Annotated in this window: 19 protein-coding genes; 18 read left to right on the top strand and 1 reads right to left on the bottom strand. The window is 68.5% G+C overall.

From position 1 onward, the window contains the following. Positions 1 to 11 precede the first annotated feature (11 nt). From OG390_RS17230 to OG390_RS17190, 9 genes are all read left to right on the top strand, one after another. On the top strand, positions 12 to 236 hold the full coding sequence (locus OG390_RS17230) for a hypothetical protein (RefSeq protein WP_406168895.1): 225 nt from the start codon (positions 12 to 14) through the stop codon (positions 234 to 236). Continuing rightward, the gene (locus OG390_RS17225; protein WP_406168893.1) at positions 214 to 1,575 is read left to right on the top strand and encodes a phage portal protein; all 1,362 of its coding nucleotides are present in this window, start codon (positions 214 to 216) and stop codon (positions 1,573 to 1,575) included. The genes OG390_RS17230 and OG390_RS17225 overlap by 23 nt, the downstream gene beginning before the upstream one ends. Further along, positions 1,572 to 4,169, top strand: coding sequence for a phage major capsid protein (locus tag OG390_RS17220; RefSeq protein WP_406168891.1), 2,598 nt, complete (start codon positions 1,572 to 1,574; stop codon positions 4,167 to 4,169). Before OG390_RS17225 ends, OG390_RS17220 begins: the two co-directional genes overlap by 4 nt. A gap of 62 nt (positions 4,170 to 4,231) precedes the next feature. Beyond that, entirely contained in the window at positions 4,232 to 4,576 is a 345-nt protein-coding gene (locus OG390_RS17215) for a histone-like nucleoid-structuring protein Lsr2 (protein ID WP_406168889.1), read from the top strand. 1 nt (position 4,577) lies between these two features. Further along, the gene (locus tag OG390_RS17210) at positions 4,578 to 5,108 is read left to right on the top strand and encodes a head-tail connector protein (RefSeq protein WP_406168887.1); all 531 of its coding nucleotides are present in this window, start codon (positions 4,578 to 4,580) and stop codon (positions 5,106 to 5,108) included. Continuing rightward, the gene (locus OG390_RS17205; RefSeq protein ID WP_406168885.1) at positions 5,109 to 5,573 is read left to right on the top strand and encodes a hypothetical protein; all 465 of its coding nucleotides are present in this window, start codon (positions 5,109 to 5,111) and stop codon (positions 5,571 to 5,573) included. 20 nt (positions 5,574 to 5,593) lie between these two features. Further along, the gene (locus OG390_RS17200) at positions 5,594 to 5,848 is read left to right on the top strand and encodes a hypothetical protein (protein WP_406168884.1); all 255 of its coding nucleotides are present in this window, start codon (positions 5,594 to 5,596) and stop codon (positions 5,846 to 5,848) included. Continuing rightward, the gene (locus tag OG390_RS17195; RefSeq protein ID WP_406168882.1) at positions 5,848 to 6,876 is read left to right on the top strand and encodes a phage tail tube protein; all 1,029 of its coding nucleotides are present in this window, start codon (positions 5,848 to 5,850) and stop codon (positions 6,874 to 6,876) included. Before OG390_RS17200 ends, OG390_RS17195 begins: the two co-directional genes overlap by 1 nt. Further along, positions 6,873 to 7,295 (top strand): hypothetical protein, encoded by a 423-nt coding sequence (locus OG390_RS17190; protein ID WP_406168880.1) that lies wholly within the window; start codon positions 6,873 to 6,875, stop codon positions 7,293 to 7,295. The genes OG390_RS17195 and OG390_RS17190 overlap by 4 nt, the downstream gene beginning before the upstream one ends. Before the next feature lie 70 nt (positions 7,296 to 7,365). Here the strand turns inward: OG390_RS17190 and OG390_RS17185 are convergent, their stop codons facing one another. After that, positions 7,366 to 8,121: a hypothetical protein gene (locus tag OG390_RS17185; protein ID WP_406168878.1), complete on the bottom strand. Its 756-nt coding sequence runs from the start codon at positions 8,119 to 8,121 to the stop codon at positions 7,366 to 7,368. 81 nt (positions 8,122 to 8,202) lie between these two features. On the opposite strand from OG390_RS17185, the gene OG390_RS17180 reads away from it, so the two are divergent. From OG390_RS17180 to OG390_RS17140, 9 genes are all read left to right on the top strand, one after another. Next, complete coding sequence (locus OG390_RS17180; RefSeq protein WP_406168877.1) at positions 8,203 to 8,706, top strand: hypothetical protein; 504 nt, start codon at positions 8,203 to 8,205, stop codon at positions 8,704 to 8,706. 143 nt (positions 8,707 to 8,849) lie between these two features. Beyond that, positions 8,850 to 12,284: a phage tail tape measure protein gene (locus OG390_RS17175; RefSeq protein WP_406168875.1), complete on the top strand. Its 3,435-nt coding sequence runs from the start codon at positions 8,850 to 8,852 to the stop codon at positions 12,282 to 12,284. 35 nt (positions 12,285 to 12,319) lie between these two features. Further along, positions 12,320 to 14,593: a poly-gamma-glutamate hydrolase family protein gene (locus OG390_RS17170; RefSeq protein WP_406168873.1), complete on the top strand. Its 2,274-nt coding sequence runs from the start codon at positions 12,320 to 12,322 to the stop codon at positions 14,591 to 14,593. 1 nt (position 14,594) lies between these two features. Further along, positions 14,595 to 15,680: a DUF5047 domain-containing protein gene (locus OG390_RS17165; protein WP_406168871.1), complete on the top strand. Its 1,086-nt coding sequence runs from the start codon at positions 14,595 to 14,597 to the stop codon at positions 15,678 to 15,680. Between the two features lie 12 nt (positions 15,681 to 15,692). Next, entirely contained in the window at positions 15,693 to 16,520 is an 828-nt protein-coding gene (locus tag OG390_RS17160) for a hypothetical protein (RefSeq protein WP_406168869.1), read from the top strand. After that, a complete protein-coding gene (locus OG390_RS17155; RefSeq protein WP_406168867.1) occupies positions 16,517 to 17,281 on the top strand; it encodes a hypothetical protein in 765 nt (254 codons plus the stop codon). The genes OG390_RS17160 and OG390_RS17155 overlap by 4 nt, the downstream gene beginning before the upstream one ends. A gap of 8 nt (positions 17,282 to 17,289) precedes the next feature. Continuing rightward, positions 17,290 to 17,538, top strand: a complete 249-nt coding sequence (locus tag OG390_RS17150; RefSeq protein ID WP_406168865.1) for a hypothetical protein — start codon at positions 17,290 to 17,292, stop codon at positions 17,536 to 17,538. A gap of 9 nt (positions 17,539 to 17,547) precedes the next feature. Next, positions 17,548 to 17,760: a hypothetical protein gene (locus OG390_RS17145; protein ID WP_406168864.1), complete on the top strand. Its 213-nt coding sequence runs from the start codon at positions 17,548 to 17,550 to the stop codon at positions 17,758 to 17,760. Between the two features lie 22 nt (positions 17,761 to 17,782). Continuing rightward, the gene (locus OG390_RS17140) at positions 17,783 to 18,067 is read left to right on the top strand and encodes a hypothetical protein (RefSeq protein ID WP_406168863.1); all 285 of its coding nucleotides are present in this window, start codon (positions 17,783 to 17,785) and stop codon (positions 18,065 to 18,067) included. Positions 18,068 to 18,072 lie beyond the last annotated feature (5 nt).

Raw genomic sequence — 18,072 nt, 5'->3', positions numbered from 1 at the left:
AGGGCGGCGGCGTGGCGGTGTGGGCTGACCGGGTGCCGGTCGAGGAGATCAGTGAGCGGGCGCGGCAGGTGAAGTTCTGGCGCACGTGCCTGACTGTGCTGGCGGGACTGCTGTTCGGGCTGGGCTGGCTGGCTGCGAAGGCGTTCGCCGTGCTGTGGCTGGCCGTCGTGTGGTCGGCGACCGCGGTGAAGGTCGGATGGCAGGAGGGCCGCCGTGGGGCTGCTCGACCGCGTTAACGCCGCCCTGGCCCCGCAGCAGCGGGACGCGCCACTGGGCTTGGACCAGTGGGCGCAGCTCTTCTCCTTCGGCGGCACGAGCTACCCGCTCGTGCAGACCACGATGAGCACGATCGACGAAGAGCAGATCGCGTTCACGGCGTCCGCCGCATACAAGTCGAACGGGCCCGTCTTCTCGCTCGTGGTCGCCCGGCTTCAGGTGTTCTCCCAGGCCCGCTTCCAGTGGACCCGCTTCAACGGTGGGCAGCCCGGCCAGCTGTTCGGCAACCCCGAACTCGGTGTGCTCGAGCGGCCCTGGCCCGGTGGCACCACTGGTGACCTGCTGGCCCGCATGGAGGTCGACGCCTCCCTCGCCGGGAACTCCTACATTCGCCGCACCCGCGCCGACCGGCTGAACCGGCTGCGCCCGGACTGGGTGATCGTCGTCCTCGGCTCCAAGGAGATGGCCGACTTCCCCTCTCAGGCGGCCGATGTCGAGGTCGTCGGGCACGTGTACGACCCGCCGTCCGGGCCGATGCAGTTCTTCCCCATCGACGGCAGCAAGGGCCGCATCGCCCACTACGCGCCGCTGCCGGACCCGGACTTCCACTTCCTCGGCCAGTCGTGGATCACTCCGGTGTTGCGGGAGATGCAGGCTGACTCCCTGGCCACCGAGCACAAGGCCCGCTTCTACACCAACGCGGCCACCCCGAACCTGGCCATCAAGTTCGACCCGTCCGTCACGCTGGCGCAGGTCAAAGAGTTCAAAGAGCTGATGGAGTCCGAGCATCAGGGCGCCTGGAACGCCTACAAGACCCTCTACCTGGGCGGCGGCGCGGACCCGAAGGTCATCGGCAAGGACTTCAAGGAACTCGACTTCGCCGCCACCCAGGGCAAGGGCGAATCGAGGCTCGCCGCCGCGGCCGGCGTCCCCCCGTCCTGGGTGGGCTTCTCCGAGGGCCTCCAGGGCAGCTCGCTGAACGCCGGGAACTTCACCGCCGCCCGCCGCCGGTTCGCCGACGGCACCATGCAGCACCTGTGGAGCAACGCCGCCTCCAGCCTGGAAGCGCTGCTCACCCCGCCTGACTCCGGCACGGCCCTGTGGTTCGACACCAAGTCGGTGGCGTTCATGCGGGAGGACGCCGGCGACCTGGCGCGGATCCAGCAGGAGCAGGCGCAGACCATCGCCGCGCTGGTGCGGGACGGGTTCACCGCGAAGTCCGCCGTGGACGCCTTGATCAACAACGACTGGACGCGCCTGGTCCACACGGGCCTGACCAGCGTGCAGTTGCAGCCGCCGTCGGACGGTCAGGAGCCGATCCCCACGGAGAACACCACACCGGAAGGAGTCAACCCGTGAGCGACGACAAGCGTCGCGTCCGGAGCATCCTCGACGGGATCGTCGAGGGCGAGGACGGGATTCGGCGCTACACGGAGACGGACGGCCTGTACTCCCGTGTGGTGCCCCTGGACAACATCGAGATCGTGTCCCGCGCGAAGGGCGGCGACGGTCGCACCGTCCGCGCCTACGCCGCGGTGTTCGACAGCCCGGCCGAGATCCGCGACCAGGACGGCCACTACCAGGAGCAGATCTCGCGCACCGCGTTCGAGCAGAGCCTGGCGATGCGTAGCCGCGCGGTCGGGGTGTTCTATAACCACGGCCGCACTCTTCACGGAACGCCTTCGGAGCGCGCATCGGTGCCCCTGGGCAGGCCAGTGATGATCAAGGCGGACGGGCGGGGGCTGCTGACCGAGTCGCAGTACAACCGCACTCAGCTCGCTGACGACATCCTGGAGTCGATCCGCAACGGTGACATCACCGGGCAGAGTTTCACCGGCATTTTCCTGCGCTCTGACCCCAAGGGGCCCTACCTGCCGTCGCGTTCTGGCGATCTGTCGCTGGTGACCCGGCAGGAAATCGCACTCATCGAGTACGGACCAACCCCGATCCCCGCCTACCAAGACGCGGAGATCCTCGGCGTACGGGCCGCCAGCACCGTCGACCAGGGCAACATCGACACCGCGAACGCCGCCGACCTGGACACGGCCGCCCGCCAGCACGCGGCCTCACAGGGCTGGGCCATGGAGGACGGCTCGTACCCGATACGCCCCCTCGACTCGCACGGCCGCACCGACCTCGAGGCCGCGGTCCGTGCTGTCGGCCGCGGCAGCGGATCCCACGACGCGATCCGCGCCCACATCGTCAAGCGTGCCAAGGCGCTCGGCCTGGCGGAGATGATCCCCGCCAGCTGGCCCGCAGCGCCCACGACCCCCAGCGGCGGCAGCAATGCCGCCGCCGGCAGCACCAGCAGCACTTCGGGCCGGGACGACGCTTCCGCGACCGGTACTCCAGCCGCCACCAGCACTGGAGCCGCCACCCGCCAGGACGCCCCCGCCGGAGCCGCACCCGAGCCGCAGACCACGCACTCGGCGACAACCCGAACGACTTCCCAGGAGGGAACCGCCATGGACGACCGGATGACGGTCGAAGAGCGGGCATCGCGCCAGAGTGAGATCCGGGCGCGGCTCGCTGAGATCGACAACGAGTTCTCCGGCGCCGTACTGCCGGAGGAGACCCAGACCGAGTGGGACGGCCTCCAGACCGAGTACGCCGAGCACGACCGTGCCATCGAGGCCGCTTCCGCCCGCGCCGAGCAGCTCGCCGCGCTTGCCGGGACCGAGGGCGCCACCGAGCGGGTCGACAACACGCGCGCCGGATTCGGCGGCGGCCGCCAGGCCCCCAACCAGATCCGCCGGCCGGAGAACATCTACGACCTGGCCGAGGTCCGCCGGCACGCCCGCAGCATCGAAGAGCTGCCGACCCTGTACCGGGACCGGGCCATGCGCGCCATCGAGCAGGCCGCCTTCCCCGGCGTCGCCAACCGGGAGGCCGCACAGGAGCGGGCCGCCTACCTCGTCGACACCATCGACGACGAAGACGGCACCCTCGCCCGGCGCATGCTCCAGACCGGCAGCCCGCTCTACAACCGGGCGTTCGGCAAGATGATGACGCGGCTGTCGGTGAACGGGCTCACCGCGGAGGAGTCCCGCGCCCTGTCCCTGGGTGTGGACGCCTCCGGCGGCTTCGCCGTCCCCTTCCAGCTCGACCCGACGGTGATCCTCACCTCGGACGGGACCATCAACCCGCTGCGCGAGGTCGCCCGCGTCGAGCAGATCGTCGGCAAGACCTGGCAGGGCGTCACCGCGGCCGGCGTCACCGTCACCCGCGGCGCGGAGACGGATGAGGCCCCCGACTCGTCGCCCACCCTCGGACAGCCCGAGGTCGACACGAACCCGGTGCAGGGCTTCGTCCCGTTCACCACGGACGTCGAGCGGTCCTGGAACGCCATGCGCAGCGAGATCACCATGCTGCTCCAGGACGCCAAGGACACCGAAGAGGCCACCAGCTTCACCCTCGGCGACGGCACCGGCACCAACGCCGGCGGCATCGTCACCACCCTGCCCGCCGGCTCCAAGGTCGGGCAGACCGGTGCGGCCGGCGCCCTGACCGTGCCGGACGACATCTTCGCCATCGAAGAGGCACTGCCGCCGCGGTTCCGCGCCCGCGGCTCGTGGCTGGGCAACAAGTCCATCTACAACAAGATCCGCGGTGCCGCGTCCGGCAAGTCCGGCTACGCCGGCGACCTGTGGGCGCGCCTGGCCAACGGTCAGCCGCCGGAGCTGATCGGCTACGCGGCCCGCGAGCTGTCGTCCATGGACGGCACGATCGAGGCCTCCGGCAGCGGGGCCAACCTGATCCTGCTGTTCGGGGACTACCGGCGGGGCTTCATCATCGTCGACCGTATCGGCATGGCGGTGGAGCTGGTGCCGCACCTGTTCGGCGCCAACGGGCGCCCGAAGAACCAGCGCGGCATCTGGGCGCACTGGTCGAACAACTCCAAGGTCCTCGTTCCCGAGGCCATCCGCGTCCTGAACGTGGTCAGCCCGGTCTGATCCGTCCCCGGGGCCCCTGGCGAGACCCGGGGCCCCGGGCCGCTGTGAGAGAGGAGACGGCCATGGCAGGCGGCATTTTCGTCGCGAAGAAGACCGCGTCCATGATCTGGCAGGGCAGGCACATCGTGCTGGAGCAGGGTGTGACACTGGCCCGCGAGGGGCATCCGCTGCTCGACGCCGCGGGGGAGATGTTCGAGCCCGTCACCGTGCACTTCGACCTCGAGGACTCCGCCGAGCCCGTCCAGGCCGAGGAAGACGCCGAGCCGAACCCGGCTGCGCCCGGAGCGTCGGCGAAGCCGTCGGCGAAGGACATACGCGCCTGGGCGAAGGCCAACTTCATCGACGTCCCCGCACGCGGCCACATCCCCGACGACGTGTACGAGCAGTACCAGGCGGCGCACAGCTGACATGGCGATCATCACGCTGGAGCAGGCCAAGGCGCAGCTGAACATCGACGCGACCGACACCAGCGACGACGCCGAGTTGCAGCTGTACATGGACGCGGTCACCGGCGCCCTGGAGGAGTACAAGCACCAGGTCATCGAGCAGCGGGAGTTCACCGAGGACATCCGCGTCACCTCCATCGGGTCCTTCCGCTTGTTCAACACCCCCGTCGTCAGCCTGACCTCGGTGGAAGCCGCCGACGGCTCGCAGACCTGGGATGTGGCGAACCTGCGCGCGGCACCGTCAGGTGTCGTCAGGGTCCTTTCCGGGCTGCTGGTGACGGGCCTGATCACCGTCGTCTACACCGCCGGACCTGCCACTGTGGCCGCGAACTATCAGCTGGCCGGGCTCATCGTCCTCCAGCACCTATGGGAGACCCGGCGCGGCCGGTACGGCACCGTCCCGGGCGGTGGCGAGGCCGTCATCCCCGCCGGGTACGCGCTCCCGAACCGGGCCATCGAACTGCTCGGCGTGCCCACACCGGTGGTGGCGTAGATGGCCAGCAGCCGCGTCCCGCAGCTCATCGACAACTTCCTCGCCGCATTGAACGCCGCAGCCGGCCTCGCCGGCGTGAAGGTGGTCGACGGGCCGGAGGTCAGCGACACGGCGGCGACCGAGTTCGTGGTCGTGGGCTTCGACGGCGACTCCGAAGGCGAGTACGAGGCCGCGTCGACAACCCAGGCTTGGGCGGGGATCGGTGCGAAGAAGAAGAACGAGGACATTCAGATCACGTGTGCCGTCCTCGTGCGGAAGGGCTCCCCGGCCGTCAAAGGCCTGCGGGACCGCGTGTTCGAGATCTTCGCCGAAGTCGAAGCGGTCGTACGCGCCGACCCGGCGCTCGGCCTTCCGCCGCCGTCGGTGTGCGCCGTCACCGACACGTCGTTCCGCACTCCGCAGACCAGCAACGGTCTTGAGGGCCGTCTGCTGTTCACCCTCGCCGCCACACCCACCCGCATCTGACCCCGCAGCAAGGAGATCCGATGGGCGCCGTACGCCTGCGCAACCTCGGGGAGGCCGTGCACCTGTACGCGCCCCCGGGTAGCCCCAACAGCCTGCCGGTGGACGCCGCGCAGATCATCACCGTCGCCGGGCCCATGGAAGAGACCGCCGACGCGTACGTGTGCGGCGAAGGTGACCAGGCCCGCGCCTTCCCCAAGTCCCGCTGGGTGGTGGAGGCGCCGCCGACAGCGAAGAAGGCCGCGGCGAAGGCCGCTGACGAGAAGGGGGACAGCTGATGGCCACGGGTTCCGGGCTCGACGCCCAGGTCATGGTCGGCGCGGAGGTGACCTGGGGGACCGGCGTGACCCCCGACCACGCGTACGAGTTCAACGACGAAAGCCTCAAGAGCGAGCTCACCTACCTGGAGCCGACGGGGCTGCGCGCGGGGCAGAAGTACAAGCGGGCCGACCGGGTGTCGATCTCCCGCGAGTCGGTGTCCGGTGACCTGACGCTGGAGCACGCGACGAAGGGCATGGGCCTGCTGTGGAAGCATGCCCTCGCCTCCAGCGCGGTGCCGACGCAGCTCGCGGCCACCGCGGCGTACGAGCAGATCCACGTGCCCGGGGATTTCCGCGGCCTGGGCCTGACGGTGCAGGTGGGCCGTCCGGAGCCGTCCACGGGCACGGTGCGGCCGTTCACCTACGCCGGGTGCAAGATCGGGTCGTGGGAACTGTCGGTCTCCGACAACGCGATCCCCACCCTGAAGGTGACCTTCGACGGTCGGGAAGAGGACACGGCGACCGCGCTGGCCGCGCCCTCGTACCTGACCGGCTCCCACGTCTTCTCCTTCGCCGACGCCACCCTCACCCTGGGCGGCACTGTTTCCACCACCGCTGGTAAGACCACCGTGTCCGGAGCCACGGCGATCGCGACCGTCGTCACCGGCGTGTCCGTGTCCGGGGCCGCGCCGATGGCCTCCGACCGGTTCGGCATCGGCAACGCGGGCCTCAAGTCGGAGCAGCTGGAGAACGACACCCCGACCATCACCGGGTCGCTGTCCGCCGAGTTCAACAAGGCGGAGCTGTACGACGTCTACCGCAACAACGACACCACGGCGATGGTGCTGCTGCTGACGGGCGTTGACATCGAGGCAGGCAACCTCGAAACCCTGGAGGTCATCCTCCCGGCGGTGAAGTTCAAGTCGGCGGCGCCGAACGTGGGCGGACCGGACATCGTGCAGATGTCCACGGACTTCGAGGCGTACGACGACGAAACCAACCCGCCCATCCAGGTGCGGATCATCTCTGCGGATGTCGCGCTGTGATCAAGCTGACCGTTGAGGGCCTCGTGTATGAGTTCGACCAGGAGCGCCTCCTGCTCGCCGAGGCCCGCGAGCTCAAGACGTTCACCGGCCTGACCCCACCCAGGTGGGCGGCGGGTATCGACGAGCAGGACCCGGATTCCGTTCAGGGGCTGATCTACCTGGCGAAGAAGCGGGCCGGGGAAACGCTGCGCTGGTCCGACCTCGACCAGCTCGACTTCGCCGACATCGAGCTGGAGCTGATGGGCGAGGACGCCGACGCGCCGGACGGGACCGAGACGGCGGGCCAGGAGACCGCTCCGAGTCCGGACCCTACGGTGCCGCCGCCCGACTCTGGGACGATCCCGACGGACGGTTCTACCGCTACCTCGCCGCCTTCGCCTACTACTTCAAGTACACCCCCGCCGACATCGGCGCTCTGACACTCGGCGAGTTCGACCGCCTCGCCGCCGCGGCCGACCGACTGGCAAAGGACGCTGCGGAGATCGACGACTAGCCGGCCCACACCGTGTAGACGGCGCGAGTCGCCTTGCTCAGGGCGGGGATGCCGGTCCACTGCTCGCGATAGCTCATTCCGGCCGGAAGCGTGTCGGGCACGTTGTCGGAGGAGCCGGAGTCACCGCCCACGACGTTCCCCTTGGCGTCGTAGAGGACGACCTGCTGAGTCACTCCGCCCGTGATCTCGTCACGGGTGCTGTTGGTGACCTTCACCGACAGGTTGTAGGACAGCGGAGCGTCGGAGAACAGATCGTCCCGGCTGCCCTGCGTCAGTTTCAGCTCGCTCGTGCCGAGCATCGGCGCCTCGACCGCACCCGCCATGCCGAACGCGTCCTTCGCCTGCGACACCTCGATCTTCGCGGGAGTGCCGGTGAGTTCGGTGAAGCCGCCGCCGAGGCTGCCGAAGAAGTCGAAGGTGCCGTGCGGGATGTTCGGCAAGGTCTCCTGGCTGGAGCCGACGATCGTGCCGGTCTTATCGAGGGCACGCACGTCCAGGGCGACGGAGGCGGCACCCTTGCCCGGATTGGTGACCCGGGCCGCGTACCAGACCTCCGTGTCGCCGTCGTCCTTGGCCGTGTGGCTCCAGGCGAGCCGGACTGTGGTGCCGGCGGTGGTGGCCGGTGCGGCGTTCGGCGTGTTGAGGCTCGCTGTACTGGTTCGGGTCTTCGCGGCCGGTTCCCCGCCGCTGCTGCATCCGGCGATCATGATGGCGGCTGTGAGCGCGATAGCAGCTCTGATGGCACGTCTCACGGCAATCCCCCCAAGGCTGATATGAATTGGCCGGATGCTCCCACCGCTCCCATACCGGGTCAACCTGATCTAGGAGGAGCGATGGTTGCTGACTTCCAGCTGCGGACGGGCAAGGACCTGAAGCGGATCGCGGCCGAGCTTCGCCGCATGGATGACCGTGAGCTGAAGAAGCGGCTCTCCAAGGAGCTGCGGGCGGCAGCGAAGCCGATGGTCCCGGCCGTCCGGCAGGCCATCCGGAACATCCCGTCCAAGCGCGCCTACAGCGCGGCCGGGCTGCGTGGGGCGCTGTCGAAGGCCGTGAAGCTCGAAGTGAAGACGAGCGGGAAGCAGGCAGGTATCCGGCTCAGGGTCGACGGCCGGAAGATGCCCAACAAGATGGGGTCGCTGCCGAAGCTCATGGAGGGCGAGGGTGTGCAGCGGGGGCGCCGGGTCGATACCCGATGGCGGCACCCCGTGTTCGGCAAGGACAGGTGGGTGCAGCAGCCGCCCAAGCCGTACTTCTTCAAGACCGTCCAGTCACTGGGGCCGCGCTCGCGGCAGAGCGTGAACCGCGTCCTTGACGGCATCTCCCGCGACATCACCTGACGCACCAGAAAGCGCCCGGCGCGACTTCTCCGGGCGGCGCATGAACCAGGCCGGGCGCAGGCCATAGGCCGACTCCGGATCACCGCAACCGTCACGACCGGCCCCGCCGCGTCCCGTACACGCCGATGCGGAGGTGAGCCCCCGTGTCGAGCGCCCGCATCATCTACGAACTGATCGCCAAGGACCGGGCGTCCGGTGTATTCGGCCGGGTCGGCAGCGCCGCGACCGGATTGCAGAAAAAGGGCTCCGGTGTCGGCGCGGCATTGGCGAAGGGCTTCAAAGTCGGCGGCATTGCTGCAGCCGGGCTCGGCTTCGCTTCCCTGAAGGCGTCCGGTGACTTCGAGAAGTCAATGAACCAGGTCCGCGCCGTCAGTGGCGCGACAGGCAAGGACTTCACCGACCTGCGCGAGCAGGCCAAGCAGCTCGGCGCGACCACCAAATTCAGTGCGACGCAGGCCGCCGACGGCATGGGCTTCCTGGCGATGGCGGGCTTCAAGACGAAGGACATTCTCTCGGCGATGCCGGGCGTCCTGAGCCTGGCCTCTGCCGGGAACATGGACCTCGCGCAGTCCGCGGACATCGCCTCGAACATCCTCACCGGCTACGGCTTCAAGGCGAAGGACACCAACAAGGTCGTCGACATCCTCGCGAAGACCTTCACCTCGACGAACACCAACCTCGAGCAGCTCGGCGAGGCGATGAAGTACGCCGGGCCCGTCGCCCACAGCGCCGGCCTGAAGTTCGAGGAATCCGCGGCGGCGATCGGCCTCATGGGCAACGCCGGTATCCAGGCGTCGATGGCGGGCACCTCGCTGCGGGGATCGATCTCCCGGCTGCTCGCGCCGACGGACAAGATCCAGGGCGCGCTGGACAAGCTCGGCGTGAAGGTGACGGACGCCCACGGCAAGATGCTGCCGCTGGCGGACATCATCGAGCAGCTCGGCAAGAAGGGCGCCAGCACCTCCGACCTGATGACGATCTTCGGTCAGCGGGCGGGCCCCGCGATGGCCGCCCTGATCGACCAGGGCGCGCCCGCGCTGCGGAAGCTGACGGGGCAGCTGGAGCATGCGGGCGGCACCGCCGACCGCATCGCGAAGATCCAGATGGAGGGCCTTCAGGGCCAGTTGGTCTCGCTCAAGAGCGCCTGGGAAGGCCTGATGATCGAGATCGGGGATCTCGGCATCCTCAAGCTCGCCACCGGTGCGGTCGAGGGCGTCACCACCGCCACCCGGGGTCTCACCGGCTTCGTCGACAAGCACGCCTTGCCCGCGATCAAGGGCTTCCGCGACAAGGTCGCGGACATGGTCCCGCTCGGTGACCTGAAGCAGAAGTTCGCCGACGCCAAGACCACCGTCGGGGACTTCTTCTCCGGCCTGGCAGGCAAGGGCACCGTCAACGTGGCGACCCCGCGCTTCGACAAGGCGCCCATGGTGATGCCGACGTCGCAGGCGACGCAGATCGGGCAGCAGATCCGGGACGCGATCAGCGGCGGCATCTCTGGCATCGACTGGGGTGAGCTCGGCGGGAGCATCGGCTCCGGTCTGGCGAAGGCCGTCGGAGTCGCTGCGAAGGGCGCCGTGAAGCTGACCGAGGCGTTCGGCAAGCTCCTCGGAAAGATCGACTGGGTTGGTGTCGGCATCAGCGTCGGCAAGTTCGTCCCTTCGCTGATGGCTGGGTTCGTCGTCGGCCTGATCAACTTCGACTTCGGCGGCCTGCTCAAGGGCATCGGCCAGCACTGGCAGGAGGTAGCGCTCGCCGTCCTATTCGTGGCGTTCTTGCCCGCCAAGTGGGCTGGTGCCATCGGCAAGGCCCTCGGCAAGATCCCGTTCGCGGGCAAGCTACTCGCCTGGGGCTTCGAATCGTTCGCGAAGTTCGGGCGCGGCATCAAGGACCGGGTCCTGGCGCCGGTCGGGCGTGGCATCGCGGACGGCTTCAAGGCCGCGTTTCCCGCGGCCTCCCGCGCCGTCGGAGGATTCTTCAGCGGCGTCGCGGAGTTCTTTGTCAGAAACTTCGGCCGTCTGAAGACTCTGGGCGGGCTCGCCCCGAGCGCGATCGCGGAAGGCATCCGGGGCGGCACGAAGTTCGTCACCGAGAAGGCCCTCCAATTCGGCGGCTTCCTGCTCAAGGGTCTGAAAGACGGGATCATCGGCGGGGTGAAGGGCGTCGGCTCCTTCCTCAAGAAGTGGATCGTCGATCCGGTCGTCAGCGGCGTGAAGTCCCTGTTCGGGATCAGCTCGCCGTCGACGGTGTTCGCGTCCATCGGCCGCGACCTGGTGCGCGGCTTCAAGAACGGCATCACCGGGACCGCCAAGGCGATTGGCTCCTGGGCCTGGCGCACGGTTGGCAAACCGGTGGTCGACGCGTTCAAGACCTCCGGATCGTGGCTGTGGGACAAGGGCAAGTCGTTGGTGTCAGGCTTCAAGTCCGGCACGACGGCAGGCGCGAAGGCGATTGTCGGCTTCACGAACCGCACGGTCATCTCGCCAGTGACCGGGGCTTTCAAGGGCGCCGGATCTTGGCTATGGAGTAGGGGCAAGAGCCTTGTCTCAGGCTTCAAGTCCGGGTCCCTGTCCGTCGCGAAGACGATCGGCGGCTGGCTGGGCAAGAACGTCATCAGCCCCATCACGGGCGCCTTCAAGCACGCGGGCACGTGGCTGTGGTCCAAGGGCGGCAGCATGATCTCGGGCCTGGTGTCCGGGACCTGGGACTGGCTGAAGGCGAAAGGGCACAGTTTCCTGTCGTGGGCCGGGAAGATCAAAGACAAGATCGTTTCCGGGATCAAGTCGGCCTTCGGAATCCACTCTCCGTCAAAGGTCATGATGGGGCTCGGCGGGCACATCATGTCCGGCCTGTGGCACGGCATGCTCCGCGGCAAGAACATCCTCACCTCCGCCGTGAAGGGCCTGTTCAAGAACCCGCTCGACGCCGCGAAGAACCTCGTCTCCAACGGCGTGCAACTGTCCAAGAAGTGGATGAAGAAACTCGGCCTGTCGATCGGGCTGGGCGACAGTTCCGCCACCACCAGCGCCCAGCAGTTCGCACAGGGCGCGCTGAAGACCTACGGCTGGGGGCCCTCCCAGTGGCCTGCCCTGAAAGCGCTGTGGCAGGGCGAGTCCGGGTGGCGGTGGAATGCCAAAAACCCGTCATCGGGCGCCTACGGCATCCCGCAGGCACTCCCGGCATCGAAGATGGCGTCTGCGGGCTCCGACTGGCGGACGAACGCCAGCACCCAGATCCGGTGGGGTCTCAGCTACATCAAGTCCCGGTATGGCAGTCCCGCGAACGCCTGGTCGGCATGGCAGGCCCGAAGCCCCCACTGGTACGACTCCGGCGGCTACCTGCCCACCGGGGCCTCGCTGGTGATGAACGGCACTGGCCGTAAGGAGCCCACCGCCGTCTTCACCCAGGAGCAGTGGGACACGCTGCACGCCATCGCGGCAGGCGGGGGCAACGTCCAGGTGAAGGTGTACGTCGGCGACCAGGAGATCCGCGACATTGTCCGCGTCGAGACCACACCCTTGATCAAGGCGTCGGAGCAGCGGCAGGCGTTCCGGGCCAGCGTGGGACGCCGCCCATGACGGCCCTTACGCGGCACGAACGAAGGAGGTGACCGATGCCGCCGCCGTACACCAGTTACGCCGATCTGGCGGCCGAGCAGGTTGAGGGCGTCGACTATCAACGCGTGCACGTCACGCCGACAGGCTGGTCCTGGCTGTCGTCGGCAGTGCACGGCGGCGGCATCGAGCCCGGCACCTCCGAGATCGCCCTGTACGTTGCGGGCGAACGCATGGGCTATTACGCGTTCGAAGGCATCAAAGCGTCCGGTAATAGCGACCTGCACATCACGTCCACACTGATCGACTACCCGGACCTGCTGGCCCTGCTGCCCGACACCCGCCGGTACTTGTCCTTCCACGGATTCGCCGGCACGGCTGGTGTGGAGGAGGTCGCGGTCGGCGGCCTCGACGGCGAGCTGGTGGCCGCCGTCACCGCAGCACTGACGGGCGCAGGATTCTCCGTGATCACAGCGCCGAGCGAGATTGCAGGCACGGACCCGGACAACATCTGTAGCAGGGGCCTGACGAGGATGGGCTGCCAGCTGGAGTTGTCCAACGCGTTGCGGGCTTCGTTTTTCCCGGGTGGTGACCTGTCGGCGGCGAACCGGGCCACGGGGATCCGCACTGCCGCCTTCTACGCTTTCGGGGACGCCCTCAAGGACTTGCAGTTCCTGCTCCTCTCCTACGACGCCGCGAACGCGCAAGTCCAGGTATCGGGCAGTCCGGTCGGCGTGTACGACACGTTCGCCCGCACCGCCTCCAGCAGCTGGGGCACCTCGGACAGCGGTCACACCTGGACCACGGAAGGCGGCAGCGCATCCGACTTCTCCGTCGGCAGCGGCCTCGGCCAGCTCTCGGCGGGCAGCGTCAACTCCTCCCGGTGGGCCACCGCACCCACTGGCCAAGCTGATTTCGATTTCACGGCCAGCGTCGCCACCGATGCACTCGCCACAGGTGGCAGCCACTTCGCCGCATTCGCCGGGCGGTTCACCGACGTCGACAACACCTATCTCGCGCGCGTCGAATTCAACACTTCGCAGGTCGTGAACGTGACGATCCGTAAGCGGGTCGGCGGCACCGAAACGTTGCTCAGTTCCACCGTGAACACGGGGCTCACCCACGCCGCGAACACGCGGTTCGCGGTCCGGTTCCGCGGCTCCGGCACCACCCTGCAGGCCAAGGTGTGGCTGGCGTCCGGCTCCGAGCCGGGCACATGGACAGTCACACAGACCGACAGCAGCATCACCACCGGATACCGGGTCGGCGTGCGGGCCATCCTGTCGTCATCCAACACCAACACCCTGCCCGTCACATACACCGTCGACGACATGCGCAGCCTGGGCACCACCCTTCTGCAGCAGTCGACGGACGGCAGCACCTGGTCGACCGTCGACGATGCGCTCGCCGCACGGCCTGCCTCACTGTCCACGACAGCGGGCGCCACGGGCGACGTCCCGAACTGGTACCGCATCCAGCAGATCGACGGCACCTCCGCCGCCGTCCTCGTGGAAGGCGATCAGGAGTCTCTGACACCGACCGTGGACACGTCGGGCATCACAGTGTCCGCCACGCTGCAGGCGGTGTTCCCGCCGCGGGTGCTGGTGTCCGTGACCGGCATGGCCGCCGTCGGGATCGTCTCGGCGACCCTGTACCGGAACGCAGCGGGCGCCCGGACGGTACTGAGGGCCGCCGATTCAGTGGACGTGACCGGCGCCGACGTACTGCTGCGCATCGACGGAGAGCAGCCGTTCGGTGTGCCCGTCTCCTACATTGCGGCGCTAACCGACGGCACGGGAGCCGGCGCGGAGGTGTCGTCGAGCACGGTCACCTCAACGGTCACCTCGGACGTCATCTCCGATGCGATCCGCGGCACCGGCGCGCATGTGTTTATTGAGGACTGGGCGGACAAGAAACGCACCCGCGACGCGACCGTGTTCAACGTCGGTGGACGGCTGGTCGTCGTCGGGAAGAAACGCTCCGCGGCGCAGGCCACCGTCACCGTGTCCACGGACACCGCCGAGGAGGGCGACACCCTTCAGGACGTCCTCGGCAACGCCACCGAGGGCGTCATCCTCATCCGCGCCCAGACGTCGGCCGAGGGTGTCGACGGGCATCTCGCGCTCATCGACGACGACGAGCGCCGCAACTGGCAGACCGCCTACCGCGAGTGGGACCTGTCCACTGCCGAGACGGAGGCGTGGCCGGACATTCTGGAAGCGGCCGGGTTCACCTTGCAGGACATCGCCGACAACTTCACCACCCTGCAGGACATCGCCGACGCGTTCCCCGGCACGCTCCTCGACATTGCTTTGTACGACTTCGGGAGCTGACATGCTGGAACTGTCAGACGAAGCCCTCGCGATCGTGCAGCGCTCCTTCATCATGGACATCCGGGCCGAAGCCTGGCTGGGTGACGAACTCCTCGCGGCGGAGGTTCCCGTCACCGACGGCACCGAGGACCGCGACCGGACACTGTCCGTGCCCGAGCGGATCACCCTGACGGTGCCGCGCCGCGACCGCGGCACCGACTGGGACCCCGGCGCCGACCCGGCGCATCCACTCGCCGCGTTCGGGCAGCAGATCCGCATCGACTACGGCATCAACCTCGGCGGCGGCGACTTCGAGTGGGTCAACCGCGGCTGGTTTTTGATCACCGAGTCGGAGGCCAGCGGCGACACCGTAACCGTCACCGCGCAAGGCCTCCTCACCCTCATCGATGAGGCCAAATTCGTGGCCCCGTTTCAGCCCGCTTCCGGGGACACCCTGGTATCCACGGCGCGCGGCCTCGTGGAGCCCGCCCTCACGGTCTCCATCGACGGAACCCTCACCGACCGTGCTGTCCCCCTCGGTATCGAGTGGGACGACGACCGGCTCGGCGCTCTCACCGAGGTGCTGAATGCCTGGCCTGCGGACGCCCGCGTCACCGAGAGCGGCTATCTCCTGATCGAGCCGCTCGACGACACCGGCGACCCTGTCCTGTCGTTGACGGACGACACGGGCGGCACAGTGGTGCGCTGGCAAGGCTCCACCACCCGCGACGGCGGCTTCAACGTCGTCGTCGCCCAGGGCGAAGACGCGGACGGCAACCAGATCCAGGGCGTCTCCTACGACGTATCGGGCACCTCCCCGTACCGGATCGGCGGCCCCTACAGCGTGCTGCCCGTCCCATACACCTTCTACAGCCCGCTCATGACGACGGTCGCCCAGTGCCGGGCAGGCGCCGCGACCACGCTGACCAGGCTGCGGCGCACCGCCTCCCGCAAACTCACGGTGACGATGGTCCCGCATCCCGGCCTGGAGGTCGGCGACATCGTGTCGGTGACCGGGGCTGGCCTCACCAACACCCCATGCATGATCGAAGTGTTGTCGCTGCCGTACTCGCCCGGCGAGATGACCCTGACCGTGCGCGTCCTGTAAGGGAGTGCCGTTTTGGCGGATTTCGCAGACACCCGGGTCTCCCTGGCAGGACAGGGAACCCTGACCGGGGTCGCCCTCACCAACGCATCCGGCGGTGCATGCATTGCCGCCGTCGCCGGAATCGAGATCACCGCCCGCGTTGTGACCGGAGTGACCGTCACCGCGGGGGACACGATCCTGATCCTGCGGCGCGGCAGCGTGTACTGGGCGATCGCCGTCGCCGGCGCCGCACCCACTGTGCCGCCGACCGCTCCGACCACACCGGATTCGCCGCCACCTGACACGGGGGACAGTTCTCCGGCGCCGAAGCCGTCGACGACGACAGGCAGTCTGACGGTGCATCCGGTGGCCACATCGACGTGGCGTGACGGGCACTGGCGCACTGATATCGGATCGTCGACTTCGGCGGACACCTACCAGGGCCGTTACGGCGGTTCGGGCTACGGCCGCAACTCGGGCTTCGCGTTCTACGGTTCGAAGCCGCACACCTTGTCGGGGGCGACCATCACCAAGTGCACGGTGCGGTTGCGGCGGCTTACCTCGGGCGACTACAGCAAACGCTCCCCGACGCTGCGCTTGGTCTCACAGTCCACCAGGCCGAGCAGCTTCCCCACGCTCAACGAGTCGACGACGGGCCCGGCGCTCGGTGTCATCAACCGGGTGTCGCCCTGGGAGACCACGTTCACGCTGCCCGACAGCTGGGGGCAGGCCATGGTCGACGGCACCCGCGGCGGCCTGGGCATCACCGTCGCCTCCGACTCCCCGTACATCCGTCTGGCCGGACGCGGCTCCTGGTCCGCGGCCTGGACCCTCACGCTCTACTGGAGGCGCACCTCATGAGCCTGAACACCTCCAAGGGCATCACCTATCCCCAGAACACGGAGAACACCCGGATCTGGGAGCTGATGCAGACCCTCGCCACGACCGCCGACAGCATCATCATCGGCAATGTCGACGTGCAGGTGTTCACGTCCTCCGGAACGTGGACGAAACCGACTGGCGCCATCCTGGTGATCGCCCAAGTGCAGGGCGGCGGCGGCGGGTCGGGCGGCTGTCCGGCGACCGGGGCCGGGCAGGGCGCGGCATCTCCCGGCGGCGGCGGCGGCGAATACGCGCGCGGCACGTACAAGGCCGCCGACCTCGGCGCCACGGAGTCCGTCACCGTCGGCGCGGGCGGATCGACTGGTTCGGCAAGCCCCGGCGCGGGCGGAAACGGCGGAACCAGCAGCTTCGGATCCGTCATCACCGCACTAGGCGGCGACGGCAGCCAGGCAGGCACCGCCTCCTCTTCCAGCAGCTCCAGTCTCGCCGGATCGTCGGGGGGTAGTGGCGGCACGGGCGGCGATTTCCGTATCTCCGGCGATGACGGGCCGTGTTCGCAGACCATCTCCGGCTACCCGGTGAAGTTCAACAATGGCGGAGGCAGCTTCCTCGGCAGCATGCAGCGGTCCAGCGGTATCTCCATCAACCAAACCGCGGGCAGTAACGGAAACAGCTACGGGGGCGGTGCATCGGGCGCGTCGAACGGGCCGTCGCAGACGGCTGTTGCCGGTGCTTCCGGCGCGGACGGCGTCGTCATCGTCACCACCTACACAGCCTAGGAGGGCCCATGCCCTATGACCCGCCTGTAGTGCAGACGTCGGACACCGAGTGGACGGTGAGCGCCCAGTACGGCAGCGCAACCACTGTCAGGCTCGCGGTCTCCATCACCGTCGAGGGCAGTGCCACCGAGGCGGACGGCGACAGCGCGTTGCAGGACATCGTGGACGCGCTGTCGGGCCGGGTCCGCTTCTCCAACGTCTTCGGGCAGAAGGCCTACAGGTCGTCCGAGGCGCGCGCCATGCAGCCCACCACCTGAGAGGCCGCCGTGGACTTCCCCCTGTGGCTGTGGGCCATCCCCGCCGGATCGTTCGCCGTCCTCGAGGGCCTCGCCATATTCAACCGGCGCCGCGGCGACACCCTCTCCGAGCTGATCCGCCGCGCTGCCGGGATCAGCCCCGCACGCCCGTGGCGGCCTCTCGGCATCGCCGCAATCGCCACGTTCTGCACGTGGCTCGCCCACCACCTGATCAACAGCTGATGTCATCCCGAAGGAGACCGCCATGGCGACCGTACGAGCGAAGTTCCGGTGCCACTCCGTCGAGCAGTCCAGCAGCGAACCCACACCGGTGCTGCGCTACCTCCCGGGCGGCGGCACCGAGCCCACCGAAGAGATGAGCTGGCCGCGCACCTACCGCTTCCACGCGCTGTACGACACCTCCATCCCCGAGGACGTCCGCTACGCCAAGGCCACACCGTCCGGGCAGCTCAGCATCGCGGTCGACAACCCGACCGTCGTCTTCGAGCCCGGCAAGTCCTACTACCTCGACTTCACCCCGGCCGACTGAAGGAG

Origin of the sequence: Streptomyces sp. NBC_00996, from assembly GCF_045162675.1 — a bacterium.
Lineage (GTDB): Bacteria > Actinomycetota > Actinomycetes > Streptomycetales > Streptomycetaceae > Streptomyces.
Note: the sequence above shows the minus strand (reverse complement) of the source record. Positions and strands in the feature narration are given on the sequence as shown.